Origin of the sequence: Bacteroides sp. AR20 (genome assembly GCF_964250605.1) — a bacterium.
Taxonomy (GTDB): domain Bacteria; phylum Bacteroidota; class Bacteroidia; order Bacteroidales; family Bacteroidaceae; genus Bacteroides; species Bacteroides uniformis.
On the sequence record NZ_CAXUGK010000044.1, the window covers coordinates 12,302 to 27,534 of the forward strand.

Here is a 15,233-nt window from a genome sequence, read left to right on the forward strand (position 1 = left end):
TTATATTTATGTCAGTATTTAAAGACAAAGTCCTCCTTATAACCGGAGGTACCGGCAGTTTTGGTAACGCTGTATTGCGTCGTTTCCTTGATTCTGATATCAGGGAAATCCGCATCTTCAGTCGCGACGAGAAGAAGCAGGATGACATGCGTCATGCTTTGCAAAATCCGAAAGTAAAATTCTATATTGGTAATGTACGCAATAAAACATCCGTTGATATTGCTATGCGTGGAGTGGACTATGTGTTCAGCGCCGCAGCCTTGAAGCAGGTTCCGAGTTGTGAGTTCTTTCCGATGGAGGCCACCCGCACCAATGTGCTGGGAACGGAGAATGTGCTGCTTTCAGCCATTGAGCATGGCGTGAAAAACGTGGTGGTACTTTCTACCGATAAAGCGGCTTATCCGATCAATGCGATGGGTATCAGCAAGGCATTGATGGAAAAAGTCGCCATTGCGAAAGGCCGTGAACTGGGTGAAGATGCAGGAACTACAATTTGCTGTACACGCTACGGTAATGTGATGGCAAGCCGTGGTTCGGTGATTCCTCTTTGGGTGGAACAGATGACGGAGGGCAAGCCCATTACCATTACGGATCCGAACATGACCCGTTTTATGATGACGCTGGATGATGCCGTGGACCTCGTAATCTATGCTTTCACACATGGCAAGAACGGTGACCTTTTTGTACAGAAGGCCCCGGCCGCTACATTGGATACGCTTGCCGAAGCATTGAAGCAGATCTATGCGAGGATAGATTCGAGGTATGGTGAGACTGAAGTGAAAGTGATAGGCACACGCCACGGTGAGAAGCTGTATGAGACTTTGGTAACCCGTGAAGAGATGTCAAAGGCAGAGGATATGGGCAACTATTACCGTATCCCTTGTGACAACCGTGACTTGAACTACGACAAGTTCTTTACGGAAGGAAATGAGGAGATTGCCGGAATTGAGGACTATCATAGTCACAATACCCGCCGGTTGGATGTAGATGGCATGAAGGAACTGCTGTTGAGACTCCGGTTTATACAAGAGGACCTTGGTCTGATTCCGAAGGCCAAGACACGTGAGATACGTTCTGAATAATATTGTAGTATGAAAGTGTTAGTGCTGGGTGCGGCAGGTATGGCAGGCCATACCATTGCACTCTATTTTAAGGAACAAGGGCATGAAGTGACAGCTTTTTCCCGCAAGGCTTTTCCATATTGTAAATGGATTCAGGGAGATGCTTTTGATACCGGGCATTTGCAGGATGTCATAGTGAACGGTAGTTATGATGCAGTGATTAATTGTATCGGCTTGCTGAACCGATTTGCAGAATCTGCCCCTGAAAAAGCTGTCTATATCAATAGCTATCTGCCCCATCAGATAGTGGCATGGCTTGAAGATAAACAGACCCGTTTTGTACAAATGAGTACAGACTGTGTATTTGCGGGTAATACGGGGCCTTATAATGAAAATTCATTTCCTAACGGACGGTCATATTATGACCGTACCAAAGCGTTGGGAGAGGTAAACGACCGGAAAAATCTTACTTTTAGAAATTCTATTGTCGGTCCGGACATCAATGAGGACGGTATCGGTCTTTTCCATTGGTTCATGAAGCAGAGTGGTTGCATCAATGGCTTTACCAAGGCTGTCTGGACGGGTGTAACTACGCTTACCTTGGCAAAGGCCATGGAACAGGCACTGATCCAGAATCTGACGGGGCTGTATAATCTAGTGAATAACCGAAGCATAACCAAATATGACTTGTTATGCTTGTTCAATAAGTATTTCCGTAACGATGACCTCACCATCAATCCGTCGGAAAGTCTGGTACTGGACAAGACACTGATTTGCTGTCGGACGGACTTCAACTTTGTGGTTCCTACGTATGAGCAAATGGTCATCGAGATGAAAGAATGGGTTGACAGTCATAAAGAATTATATCCTTTATATTAAAAACTTATGGGTAAATTGAAATTAATGACGATTCTTGGCACTCGCCCTGAGATTATCAAGATGTCGGCAATCATAAAGAAATGTGACAGGTATTTTGAGCATGTATTGGTTCACACGGGGCAGAACTATGATTATACTTTGAATGAAGTGTTTTTTAAGGATCTTGGACTGCGCGAACCGGATTATTATTTGGGTGTAGTGGGTGAGAATATCGGCCAGACAATGGGCAACGTTGTATCCAAGAGTTATGAACTCATGGCTCAAGTAAGTCCCGATGCTGTAATTGTGCTTGGAGATACCAACAGTTGTTTGTCCATTATCTCCGCCAAACGTTTGAAGATTCCTATTTTTCATATGGAGGCGGGTAATCGTTGTAAGGATGAGAATCTCCCGGAGGAGGTAATCCGCCGTATTGTGGATGTCACCAGTGATGTGAATTTGTGTTACAGTGAACACGCACGCCGTTATATCCTTGATTCCGGCGTCAAGCCGGAGTACACTTATGTGGTCGGCTCGCCGATGCGTGAAGTCCTGGATGACAACATAGAACAAATCAATGCGAGCGATGTGCTTGAGAGGCTTGGGCTTGAGGAAAACAGATACATACTCTTGTCTGCCCACCGGGAAGAAAATATTGATATCGAAGCAAACTTCTTCAGCCTGATGAACGCTGTGAACGCCATGGCCGGAAAGTATGATATGCCGATTCTGTATTCATGCCATCCCCGTAGCAGGAAGTTCATAGAACAGCGCGGTTTTAGGTTTGACAGCCGTGTAATCCAGAGTCAACCCTTGGGATTTCATGATTACAACCACTTGCAGCAGCATGCGTTCTGCGTGGTTTCGGATAGTGGTACCGTACCCGAAGAAGGTAGCTATTTCAAATTTCCGGCTGTCAGTATCCGTACGTCTACCGAGCGTCCGGAAGCCATGGATAAAGGCGTGTTCACTATAGGCTGTATTACTACAGAACAGGTTTTGCAGGCTGTGGATTTGGCGGTGGAAATGCATAAGAACGGTGATTATGCACTTAATGTACCTGCATATGATGATAGCAATGTAAGTATGAAGGTTGTGAAACTGATTCAGAGCTATACGGGGATTATCAATAAGATGGTTTGGCGAAAGTAATAGCGGATGAAGATATTAGTTGTCAGCCAGTATTTCCATCCGGAAGAGTTTAAGGTCAATGAACTTGTAGCTGAATTTCAGAAGCGGGGGCACGAAGTTGCTGTATTGACGGGTAAACCCAACTATCCATCCGGAAAGATATTTGAGGGCTATAAGTTTTGGGACATTCAATATGAGGATTATAAAGGAGCCAGGGTAACCAGAGTTCCGTTAATTCCTCGAGGGAATGGCAATGGCCTGAGACTGTCTCTAAATTATCTCTCCTTCGTTCTCTTCGGAGGAATATATGTGAAGACGCATCCGGCAGATTATGATGCAATCATATGTTTTGAAATTTCTCCCGTTACCCAAATGTATCCTGCCTTATGGGCAAAAAGGAGAAAAGGTTGCAGAACTGCAATTTGGGTCCAGGATTTATGGCCTGAAAGTGTTGCGGCGGCAGGAAAGGCGAATAATTCATTTTTGCATTATTTGCTGAACAAAATGGTAAAGAATATCTATAGGCGAAGTGATGTCATCTTTATCCAGTCTACTGCCTTTGAAAAATCTATTCTAAAAAAATGTAATTTGGGGGATAAGATAGTATATGCTCCCAATTGGGCCGATGATTATTTCGTGCAGCCGGTCGTTGACAAGGATAAATATAGGGCCATAATGCCTGAGGGGTTCAAAATTATGTTTGCCGGTAATATTGGTGCGGCTCAGGATTTTGATAATATAATAGAAGCGGCTAATCTGACTAGAGGCTGTCAAGAGATAAAATGGGTAATTGTCGGTGAGGGTCGTTACAGACGCATTGCTGAAGAAAAAGTGGCGAAGTCTGGGTTGAAGGATACTGTATTTTTTTTAGGACGGTATCCTGTCAGTGAAATGCCACGTTTTTTCTCTCAGGCAGACGTGATGCTTGTATCTTTGAAAGACACGGATATTTTCTCTCTGACAATACCATCCAAGGTCCAATGTTATATGGCTTGTAAGAAGCCCATTCTTGCAATGCTCTCGGGTATAGGCAGTGAGATCATAAAAGAGGCCCGCTGCGGTTATACATGTAATTCCGGTGATTATAAGTCATTGGCTGAAAACGCTATAAAAATGTATCATCTCGCCGAGTCGGATTTAAAAGAGATGAGTAATCATGCCTATGAATATTACAATAGGAATTTCAGAAAAGATGCAATTATAACGAAAATACTTGAAAATTTGCAATAATATAATGAATATACTTATCACCGGGATCCACGGCTTTGTGGGTTCCAATCTCGTTGTTGCCCTAAAGGAACGTCATAGCCTTTACGGGCTGGATATTGTTGCTCCTGAAAAGGAGGGGGTGGTAAAGACTTTCTCCTGGAAGGATATTGAACCAGCTTCTTTTCCGATGCGGAATCTTCCTGAATTCGATGCCATTATTCATCTGGCTGGTAAAGCCCATGACACGAAGAACCGGTCTGCTGCCCAAGCCTATTTTGATATCAATATGGGATTGACCCAAAAGATATTTGATTTCTTTCTGGAATCGTCTGCGAAGAAGTTCGTATTCTTCAGTTCGGTAAAAGCCGCTGCAGACAGTGTGGTGGGTGATATGCTGACTGAAGAGGTGGTGCCTGCTCCGATAGGGCCTTATGGAGGAAGCAAGATAAGGGCGGAAGAATATATTCTTTCGAAACTAAAAGGAAGGGAAGATTTAAAGATTGATGATGGCAAGCAAGTGTATATTCTGCGTCCCTGCATGATTCATGGTCCCGGCAATAAAGGCAATCTGAATCTTCTTTATAATGTGGTGAGGAAAGGCATCCCTTGGCCTTTGGGAGCTTTTGAGAACAGGAGGTCTTTTACTTCGATAGAGAATCTTTGCTACGTGGTGGAAGGGCTGTTGACTAAGGAGGTGGTGAGTGGTATCTACCACATGGGAGATGACGAGGCCTTGTCCACGAATGAGCTGATAGCTTTGATGTGTCGGGCTTTGGAGCGTAAGCCGCATATCTGGAAGATAAACAGAGGACTGATGGAATTCTGTGCCCGGCTTGGGACTCTGCTCCATTTGCCTTTGAATACAGAGCGTCTGCGCAAGTTGACAGAGAATTATGTGGTGAGTAATGCGAAAATAAAGGCTGCCCTGGGAATTGACAGAATGCCGGTGAGGGCAGAGGAGGGGATAGTGAGAACGATAAAATCGTTCTCAAATTAAAAGTTAAGAATTAAAAATTGATAATTAAAAATTAAAGAGGAAAATACTGTTATGTATTATCTGTTAATATTGGTTCTGCTGTTTTTGGCAGAACTTTTTTATTTTAGAGTGGCTGATAGGTACAATATCATCGACAAGCCCAATGAGCGGAGTTCCCATACGAAAGTGACTTTACGCGGTGGTGGGATTATTTTCTATTTCGGAGCGTTGGCCTATTTCCTGACGAGTGGCTTTGAATATCCCTGGTTCCTGCTTGCCTTGACACTGGTGACGTTCATCAGCTTCGTGGACGATATAAAATCCACCGGACAGATGACAAGACTGCTTTTTCATTTCTCTGCTATGGCTATGATGTTTTATCAGTGGGGACTGTTCTCCTTGTCTTGGTGGTGGATAGTCATAGCCTTGATAGTCTGTACGGGCATCATCAATGCCTACAACTTTATGGATGGCATTAACGGCATAACCGGTGGTTATTCTCTGGTTATTCTTGCTGCGTTGGCCTATATCAATAAGGAGGTGGTTACTTTTGTGGAAGCGGATTTCATCTATACCGTTATCTGTTCCGTTCTAGTCTTCTGTTTCTTCAATTTCCGCAAGCGTGCCAAATGCTTTGCCGGTGATGTGGGTTCGGTGAGCATTGCCTTTATCCTTCTTTTCCTGATAGGCAGGCTCATCATTGAAACGGAAGATTTCAGTTGGATAGTCCTTTTATCCGTTTATGGTGTGGATAGTGTACTGACTATCATTCACCGCCTGATGCTTCATGAGAATATCGGGCTACCGCATCGCAAGCATCTGTATCAGATTATGGCGAATGAACTGAAGATTCCTCATGTCATAGTCTCTCTGGCCTATATGACAATACAGACTCTTATAATAGTAGGATATATTTATTGTCAACGGTATGGCTATATCTTCTTGATAGGGTGTATCTTACTGTTGAGCGCAATATACGTACTCTTCATGAAAAAGTATTTTTCAAGACATATCTCTTGAATTACTGTCTTCCATTATACAATTTCTGCAGTCACCTGAATACCCAAAGCTTTGGCAATACGCTCAATATCACGCTTCTTTGTTTTTGTATTGCTGCAGGTCATAAGAAACCGTCCGTTGCCTAATGGTTTTTGAGCGCGCTGGTATTTCTCATGAAGTGTGTTTGATATCAAAGGAATCTTGCATACCTTGATATTTAAAGATTGCACTTGTTCCACACCTACTGTCATCACAAATTGCCGGAAAGTCTCGGCTGCTTGTGTTTCTTGAATTACTTTCCCATTACCAAAAGTAATTTTTAACCGAGATATTGGAGTATTGCTTTCCGTATCATTGGTTACTTGGTACAGTTTCTTTGCTGCTTCAAGAAATCTTGGAAATAATGTTCCCCACTGGTTGTTGACAACAATTTTTGTTCCGTCTGCCAATAAAATAACTTCATCAGGCTTAAGAAAGTAACGTTTCTTTAAATCGGGATGAGATTTGATTTTTTCTTGGACTTCTATCAAAGTACGTATTACACCCAATGCTTTACTGTGTAAATTGGATGGAAAGACTTTCTCCAGCTCAACATAGTTTATGTTGGGATGGTCTTTGATATAATGCTTGATTACTTCCAATACAAAACGTCTTTTGACATAGAAGTTGATTCCATCCAATGAGAATTTTGTATGGTCTTTGGAGTCACTTTCTTTATAGTCGTTTTGTGAGTTTTTAGATGTTTGCCTCGTTTTAAGCTGTAATGAAGGCAGAATGCTCTTATTTTCGTAATGTACTGTAAGCGTAAGATTGGCAAATTCTTCATTAATGGCGGATTCCTCAAATCCTTCAGCTGTAAACTTGTCTTTGAGCAACGAAATTATATTCTTTACCCCATTGCCTTCGGATAAGAATTCTGACACCCTCCTATGCAGATTATTACGCGCTTGGATTTTTTTATATTGCTCATTACAGAATGTTTCTATTTTTCCCAGATTGAATTTGTCGTAAGTTAGCAGGTCACAGATGATGGAACCATTTACATCTTCTTTCTTAAATTCTGCTGTAAATACACAGATGGGATTCTCGCCATCGTTGGGAATGTCGTAGTAAAGCTGTATCTTTTCTCCTATATATAATCCGACATTAAGTTTCAGTTGGCGCATATACGACATCAACTGATTTTCTTGCCTCTCATTTTGTATATTAGACGGACGTTTTATTTCAATTGGGAGTACGGGGGATTGTGTATCATGTTCGTTCTTTCGCCAAAGTACAATGTCCGGGCGTATGGAGTTGCTATTGCCTATCGGTAATGTATACTGGGATACCATTGTTCCATTGGTCTTTTTCCATCCAAGAAATTTCAAGCAGTTCTCTATTTCCCGCTGGTAATCACCTTCTACCGAATTTGTTTCAAAATACGGTATCAGTGTTTCCACAATCTCAGGCCAATTTTCATTCATCTTTTATCGGGTTATATTAGGACATATTGTTTACACTTCTTCGGAGTGTGCATAAAGCAAATGTATTGACTTTATTTGAACTGCCCAAATTATAGTCATAAAAAATGGAATCGGGCGGTGTACAATAAAAACAAATAGTCCCGGATTCTTGACAAAGAATCCGGGACTATTTGTTTTTATCGTTTTTGAGAGGCTTTACTTAGCCGGCTTCAGCCATTTGTCCAGCCATTCAAAGAAGGTACGTTGCCACAGCACGCCATTCTGAGGTTTCAGTACCCAGTGGTTTTCGTCCGGATAGATAAGCAGTTCGGCAGGAACGCCACGCATCACGGCTGCATCGAAGGCGGCCATTGCCTGGTTGGCAAGGATGCGGAAGTCCTTCTCTCCGTGGATGCAGAGGATAGGGGTGTCCCATTTGTCGACGAAGAGATGCGGGGAGTTGGCAAAAGTGCGTTGTGCCGTAGCGTTGTTCTTTTCCCAATAAGCGCCGCCCATATCCCAGTTGGCAAACCATTTCTCTTCCGTTTCCAGATATTGCATTTCCATGTTGAAGATACCGTCGTGTGCGATGAATGCCTTGAAGCGTTTGTCATGGTGTCCGGCAAGCCAATATACGGAGAAACCTCCGAAGCTGGCACCTACGCAACCCAGGCGGTCTTTGTCGACGAAAGGTTCTTTCGCCATTTCGTCAATGGCAGTGAAGTAGTCCTTCATGCACTGGCCGCCATAATCACCGCTGATGGCTTCGTTCCACTCTACACCGAAGCCCGGAAGACCACGACGGTTGGGAGCTACGATGATATAGTCGTTTGCCGCCATAATCTGGAAATTCCAACGGTAGCTCCAGAACTGGCTGACGGGACTCTGAGGACCACCTTCACAGAAGAGGAGGGTGGGGTACTTCTTGTTAGGGTCGAACTGTGGAGGATAAATCACCCAGGTCAGCATCTGCTTGCCGTCGGTGGTCTTCATCCAGCGGGCTTCCACTTTACCCATTTCCAGCTGGTCGTAAATCTGCTTGTTTTCTGTGGTCAGTTGCACTGCTTCTGCAAAAGCGTCGCCGTTGCGTGCACTGTTTACGGCATAGATTTCGTCGCCCATGCTCATGGAGTGGCGTTTGGCGATAATCTTGTCTCCGCAAAGGGCGAGTGAAGCATAGTCGTGCATGCCGTCGGTGAGCTGGGTAAGCTTGTCGTTTCCGGCAAGGTCGATGTTGTAAATCTGTGTCTCGCCATGCCATACACCGATGAAGTAGATGCTCTGGGAATCTTTGTTCCACAAGAAGGCGTCCACGTTCGATTCGAAAGCTTTGCTTACAAAACGTTTCTCACCGGTCTCGAGGTTCATGATAAACAAGCGGTTCAAGTCGGCTTCGTAGCCGTCACGTTCCATGCTCTGCCAGGCGATGTATTTGCCGTCGGGAGAGTATTGGGGATTCGTATCATATCCCTTGTTTTCTTCCGTGATGTTTTTGGTTTCCTTGGAGGCAAGGTCGTAGATATAAATGTCGGAGTTGGTGGAAATGGCATACGCCAGTCCGGTTTTCTTACGGCATGTATAGGCCACCTTATCAGAAGACGGGCTCCATGCCAGCTGCTCGATACCGCCCCAGGGCTTCATCGGGCTTTCGTATGGCTCTCCCTCAAGAATATCAGTGACATTGCTGATGGCATTGCCGTCGAAATCAGCAACAAACGGATGGGGAGCAGTAGTCACCCATTCATCCCAATGCTTGTACATCAGGTCGGTAACGATGATGCCGGTGGCTTTAGGAAGGTCCGGATGTTTGTCTGCCGTACTCTTCACGGTCTTTACCTGGGCAATGAAAAGGAGTTTCTTGCCGTCGGGCGAGAAAGAGAACCCTTCGATGTCTCCCTCGTATTGAGTCAGCTGCTTGCGTCCGCTGCCGTCGGGATTCATTTCCCATACCTGGCTGCTGCCGCTTTCGTTGCAGAGGAAGGCAAGCTTCTTGCCGTCCTTGAACCATGTGGGCTGTCCTTCTTGCCAGGCGTCATGCGTTATCTGGGTATTGCCACTACCGTCGGCATTCATGACGAAGACTTCGCTGTTACTCTTGTTCTGGGGCACGCTGTAATAGGATACCGTGTAGGCAATTTGCTTTTCGTCGGGAGATACGGCTACACTGCCGATACGTCCCATCGCCCAGAGTGCCTCGGGTGTCATACGCTTTCCTTCAATCTTGATGTCCGACCGCTGGATGAGCGCTGCTGCGTCCTGCTGCAGTCCGGCATCTTTTGTTCCTCCGCAGGAGGCCAATGTCATGGCTGCTGACATAAGTAGTAGATTTACTTGTTTCATATATGTTTTTTGTTTCGGTTATTTCAATGCAAAGATACTAAATTTTCCTTCCTTGCCAATTCCCACGTTTGATATATAGCCAGCAGAAAATGAGAATAAAGCTGGAATAAACCATTTCCGAGGTCCAGCAGATGGCCACGTCGAGTTGCAGAATCAGAATAATGTAGGTGATATAGGCTGTGTAGATGACCAGCGTTGCCAGCTCCATGCCCAATGCAGTACGCGTATTGCCGGTTCCGGAAACTGCCTGGAAATAGACATTGGCAGGAACCAGGAACAGATAGGTGGAGCACATCACCCAAAGCGAATGCACGGCAGCATCCTGCAGGTCGGGTATGTCGGTATAAATTCCCAGAATCAGCTTGGGGAACAGCGCGAAAAGCAATGCCAGCGGAAGTACGAAAACGTAGGCTATGCGTACATGTTGCCGGATAGTGCCTGCCACGCAATCGGAGTGGCCTGCACCGATGAGGTTGCTGACCAATGAACCGCAGGTAGAGGCAAATGCCATGAGTACCATGAACAGTATGCCGGACACATTGCGGACAATGTTGGTCACTGCCAGCGAGCGCTCTCCCAGATGCTCCACATAAAGGAAGAACAAGAACCAGGTGGAGAGGGAGAAGAAATTCTGTATCATGGTCCAGAAAGAGACGTTCAGCATCCGTTTCAATACGTCCAGCCGGAACTTCGGAATACGGTCCAGCCCGTACTTGCGGCAGTCAATACGGCTACGGGTATAGAGGATGAAGAATAACAGCGAAACCAGCTCGGCCAATGAGGAGCCGATGGCGGCTCCGGCAATGCCGAGTGCAGGAAAACCGAATTTACCGAAAATCAGGATATAGTTGAATACAACATTGCTCAACACCATGACGATAGAGTTCAGTGTCAGTGTCTTGGTCTGGGTGGTTCCCAAGAAAAAGGCACGGAACATGACTGCGCTGAACGAGAAGAAGGCACCGAATACACGCCAGTGCAGGTAGCTGGTGGCTGCTTCGTAGATATGTTCCGAGGCTACGATGCGTTTCAGGATAATCGGCGAGAAGCAATAGGACAGCAGGAACATGACTGTCGCCATCCCGACTTGGAAATAGATGCCCTGATAGAACAAGTCACCGATTTCCTTATACTGCCGTTCGCCGTTGCGCCGGGCAATGAGTATCTGTGCCCCGATGCTGAAACCGAAGGCAACCATGAAGATGACCATATAGAAGACACCGGCGATGGCAGATGCTCCCAACTCGACTTCGCCTACACGTCCGAGGAAGGCGGTGTCCGTCATACCTATCATCTGCTCCATAAGGAGGCTGATTAGGATAGGGTAGGCTATGAGCCAGATTTGTTTGTAGGTGTATTTAGTCTGCATAATTTAGAGTCTGTGAATTTTTTCGTTGGTGTAAGGATAAGAAAGCCGGGCAAATGTCATTGTCCGGCTTTCTGCAAAAGAATATCTTGAACGGTAGTCTTACTACTTTTTGTTCTGTTTTTCTTTCATCATCTGTTCCTGCTGTTTCTGCATGGCTTCCAGACGAGCGGCGAAACCGGTTTTCTTCATCTTCTTCGGGTCTTTCTTGTTGGCTTCCAACTGAGCAAGAAGGGCTTCCTCATTGGTTGTCTTGCGCATGATGAGCGTTGTTACCACACTGACTAACGTAGAGATGAAGTAGTAATAGTTCAATCCCGAAGGATAGTCGTTCAATATGAAGAGGAACATGATAGGCATCAGGTATGACATCCACTTCATGGCAGCCATCTGCGGATTGGCACCCGTATCCTGTTGCTGCATCATGTACTTCGTGTTCAATATGTTGGTAACCGTCATCAGCAGGCAGAACAAGCTGAGGTGGCTTCCCAGGAACGGGATATGGAACGGGAAGTTGATGAACGCATCGTAAGTGGAAAGGTCGTCTGCCCACAAGAAGCTCTGCTGGCGGAGTTCAATGGCACTCGGCACGAACATGAACAAGGCCATCAAGATAGGGAACTGTATCAGCATCGGCAGACATCCACCCATCGGACTGACTCCGTACTGGCTGTAGAGGCCCATCACTTCCTGCTGCTTCTTCATGGCATCTTCCTGCTTGGGGTACTTCTTGTTTATCTCGTCGATTTTCGGTTTCAGTACGCGCATCTTGGCAGAGGACATGTAGGTTTTCCACGTTGCGGGGAATACTACAGCTTTTACGATTAACGTCATGAACAACAGTACGATACCCATGCTCAACCCCCAACTGGACAACCAGTCGAAGATGTTGATGGTGAACCATTTGTTTATCCAGCGGATGAGCGGCCAGCCCAGATAGACCAGACGGTTCAGCTCCCACTTCTCGTCACGCCCCTTGTCGAGTGCGGTCAGGGTCTTGTAGTGATTGGGGCCGAAGTAGAAGAACAGCTGGGTAGGTTCCTTGCCAGCAGGGTCGAACTTCGTGCTCATCTCCGCAGAATAGTCCTTGATGTAGCCGCTGCCTTGAGTCTCCATCTTGGAACTCAGTTTGGTCTTTTCAAAGTCGGCATCTGCCAGGAATACCGAAGAGAAGAACTGGTTCTTGAAGGCAATCCAGTCCAGACGTTCCGGAACTTCCTTTTCATCGTTCTTGTTGGCGGACAGATAATCGGTACCCTCTCCGGCGATTTTGTAAGTCAGCTCAGCCAGACGGTTCTCGTAGGTGTAACCCTTCTCTATCTGACGGGCACGCTGAGACCACTCGATGTCCACATAATTGTTGGTAGCCGCCAGCTTGCCTTCCATATTGACTGCCTGGATAGTAAAGTCTATCAGGTATGTGTCATTGTGCATGCGATATGTAAAGTCGATATAGCTGTTGCTGTCTGCCGACAAACGCATGGTGACGGTACTGTCCGTATGGTTTACTGCGGTGAAATAATAGTCTTCCGTCTGGATAGTCTCTTTCTTGTTGTAAAAGAGGAAATTCATGGAAGCGTCATTGCCGCTGAACAGTGTGACGGGGGTCGTCTTGTCTTGTCCCATGTATTCCTTCAGCGTGGCCGAAGCTATGCGCCCGCCTTTTGTATCTACGGTTATTTCTGCCAGGTTGTTCTGGATGGTTACCTGCGAGTTGGTTCCTTGACGGGCGTCGAAGAAGAGGGCAGTGGAGTCAACGCTTGCTTCCGCTCCGCTTTCGTTGGCCAGGGCTGCTTCCGCCTTGGCTTTCAAGTCGGCTTCGCGCTGTTGCACCTGGGCTATGGAGTCGTAGTAACGTTGCTGTGCTTCCAACTGCTCCTGGCTGGGACGGCTCAGAAAGCTGAAACCTACTAACAATATCGCTATCAGAACAAGACCTGTGATGGTATTTTTATCCATTCTTTGTTGATTACAAATTACTTATTACAAATTATTTCTTTTCGTTTTCATTTTCGATGGCGGCCTTCACGAATGCTACGAACAGTGGGTGCGGATGCAATACCGTACTGCTGTATTCGGGATGGAACTGGGTACCGACAAACCACTTCAATGCGGGAATCTCAACAATTTCCACCAGGTCCGATTCGGGGTTTATACCCACACACTTCATACCTGCTGCTTCGTAGGCATCCTTGAAGCTGTTGTTGAACTCGTAGCGGTGACGGTGACGTTCCTGGATATGCTCGGTACCATATGCCTCGTATGCCTTGCTGCCTTTCTGCAGAACACATTCGTAGGCACCCAGACGCATGGTTCCACCCATATTGGTGATGGACTTCTGCTCTTCCATGATGTCGATGACATTGTGCGGTGTCTTTTCGTCCATCTCGCGTGAGTTGGCATCGGCATAACCCAGTACGTTACGGGCAAATTCGATGGCGATACACTGCATACCCAGACAGATACCGAAGGTGGGGATGTCGTGCGTACGCGCATATTTGATGGCTACGAACTTGCCGGCAACGCCGCGTTCGCCGAAGCCTGGACCGATAAGTACGCCTGCCATGCCTTTCAGGGCTTCTGCCACATTCTCGTCAGTCAGCTTTTCACTGTTCACGAAGTCTACCGATACCTTGCGGTCATTGTAGGTTCCTGCTTGTGAAAGGGCCTCGCGGATGGACTTGTAGGCATCCTGCAAGTCATATTTGCCCACCAATGCGATGTGCAGCGGGGCAGTCTCTTCGGCTTTGTGACGGCGTTCGAGGAAAGCGCGCCACGGTCCCAGTCCCGGAGTGTCGCCGACGGGAAGTCCCATTTTCTTCAAAATGGTAACGTCCAGTCCTTGGCTCTGCATCAAGATGGGCACCTCGTAGATGGTAGGCGCGTCGATGCTCTGCACCACGGCATTTTCGTCCACATTGCAGAACAGAGCCACTTTCTTGCGCAGGGTGGTACTCAACTCATGTTCCGTACGCAGTACGAGGACATCGGGTTGGATACCGGCACTTTGCAGTTCCTTTACGGAGTGCTGGGTGGGCTTGGTCTTCAGCTCACCGGCAGCTGCCAGGTAGGGGACATAAGTAAGGTGTACGCACAAGGCGTCTTTTCCCAGTTCCCACTTCAGCTGACGGATGCTTTCCAGATAGGGCAGAGACTCGATGTCACCCACTGTACCGCCAATCTCGGTAATAACAAAGTCGAATTTGTATTTGTTTCCCAGCAGTTTTACATTACGCTTGATTTCGTCTGTAATATGGGGAATAACCTGGATGGTCTTTCCCAGATAGTCACCCCGGCGCTCTTTGTCGATGACGCTTTTGTAGATGCGTCCGGTCGTGATATTGTTGGCCTTGGTGGTCTGGATGCCCAGGAAGCGTTCGTAATGGCCCAAATCGAGGTCGGCTTCGTGGCCATCCACGGTAACGTAGCATTCGCCGTGTTCATAAGGGTTCAGTGTACCCGGGTCGATGTTGATGTACGGGTCAAACTTCTGGATGGTTACCTTGTAACCTCTTGCTTGCAGCAATTTACCGATGGAGGATGAGATGATACCTTTACCTAATGAAGAGGCAACACCACCGGTGACGAAAATATACTTTGTTTCTCCCACAACTATATTATTTTATTAATTGTTTAATCTAATGCCAAGAGCCTATACGGCTTGTCGTTCAGGGTGCGCACTGCTCCCGTCAGTACACGTAGAACTTAAAAAGCGCAAAATTATAAAAAAAAGAGGAAGTAGAGAAAGTTTCGATGAAACAATTATTAAAAAAGCTGAATTCAACTTGCAAATGCAACAGAATTCTGATTAATAATTTGTTTAAATTTTTCGTTTGGCGTGAGGTATC

General features: G+C 46.2%; 11 protein-coding genes. 6 read left to right on the forward strand and 5 right to left on the reverse strand.

Annotated elements, in window-relative coordinates; translation table 11 throughout:
- Positions 1-8 precede the first annotated feature (8 nt).
- Genes ACESTD_RS17325 through ACESTD_RS17350 form a run of 6 tightly spaced genes read left to right on the forward strand, consistent with a single transcriptional unit; the run spans position 9 to position 6,255 of the window.
- Positions 9-1,082 (forward strand): polysaccharide biosynthesis protein, encoded by a 1,074-nt coding sequence (locus ACESTD_RS17325; RefSeq protein WP_118132110.1) that lies wholly within the window; start codon positions 9-11, stop codon positions 1,080-1,082.
- Positions 1,083-1,091: 9 nt separating this feature from the next.
- On the forward strand, positions 1,092-1,940 hold the full coding sequence (locus ACESTD_RS17330; protein ID WP_373159032.1) for an NAD(P)-dependent oxidoreductase: 849 nt from the start codon (positions 1,092-1,094) through the stop codon (positions 1,938-1,940).
- A 6-nt stretch (positions 1,941-1,946) separates the two neighbouring features.
- A complete protein-coding gene (wecB, locus tag ACESTD_RS17335) occupies positions 1,947-3,071 on the forward strand; it encodes a non-hydrolyzing UDP-N-acetylglucosamine 2-epimerase (RefSeq protein WP_195298807.1) in 1,125 nt (374 codons plus the stop codon).
- Between the two features lie 6 nt (positions 3,072-3,077).
- The gene (locus ACESTD_RS17340) at positions 3,078-4,280 is read left to right on the forward strand and encodes a glycosyltransferase family 4 protein (RefSeq protein ID WP_373159033.1); all 1,203 of its coding nucleotides are present in this window, start codon (positions 3,078-3,080) and stop codon (positions 4,278-4,280) included.
- A 4-nt stretch (positions 4,281-4,284) separates the two neighbouring features.
- Entirely contained in the window at positions 4,285-5,256 is a 972-nt protein-coding gene (locus ACESTD_RS17345) for an NAD-dependent epimerase/dehydratase family protein (RefSeq protein WP_373159034.1), read from the forward strand.
- Between the two features lie 51 nt (positions 5,257-5,307).
- The gene (locus ACESTD_RS17350) at positions 5,308-6,255 is read left to right on the forward strand and encodes a glycosyltransferase family 4 protein (RefSeq protein WP_373159035.1); all 948 of its coding nucleotides are present in this window, start codon (positions 5,308-5,310) and stop codon (positions 6,253-6,255) included.
- Between the two features lie 14 nt (positions 6,256-6,269).
- On the opposite strand, the gene ACESTD_RS17355 is transcribed toward ACESTD_RS17350, so the two are convergent.
- The 5 genes from ACESTD_RS17355 to ACESTD_RS17375 form a co-directional block, all read right to left on the reverse strand.
- Complete coding sequence (locus ACESTD_RS17355; RefSeq protein ID WP_022400743.1) at positions 6,270-7,700, reverse strand: hypothetical protein; 1,431 nt, start codon at positions 7,698-7,700, stop codon at positions 6,270-6,272.
- Positions 7,701-7,895: 195 nt separating this feature from the next.
- Entirely contained in the window at positions 7,896-10,019 is a 2,124-nt protein-coding gene (locus ACESTD_RS17360; protein ID WP_373159036.1) for a prolyl oligopeptidase family serine peptidase, read from the reverse strand.
- Positions 10,020-10,056: 37 nt separating this feature from the next.
- Positions 10,057-11,388 carry an MATE family efflux transporter gene (locus tag ACESTD_RS17365; RefSeq protein WP_005836981.1) on the reverse strand — a complete coding sequence of 444 codons (1,332 nt, stop codon included), beginning with the start codon at positions 11,386-11,388 and terminating at the stop codon, positions 10,057-10,059.
- Between the two features lie 102 nt (positions 11,389-11,490).
- The gene (gene yidC, locus ACESTD_RS17370) at positions 11,491-13,344 is read right to left on the reverse strand and encodes a membrane protein insertase YidC (RefSeq protein ID WP_373159037.1); all 1,854 of its coding nucleotides are present in this window, start codon (positions 13,342-13,344) and stop codon (positions 11,491-11,493) included.
- A gap of 31 nt (positions 13,345-13,375) precedes the next feature.
- The gene (locus ACESTD_RS17375) at positions 13,376-14,995 is read right to left on the reverse strand and encodes a CTP synthase (RefSeq protein ID WP_016273706.1); all 1,620 of its coding nucleotides are present in this window, start codon (positions 14,993-14,995) and stop codon (positions 13,376-13,378) included.
- Between the last annotated feature and the right edge of the window lie 238 nt (positions 14,996-15,233).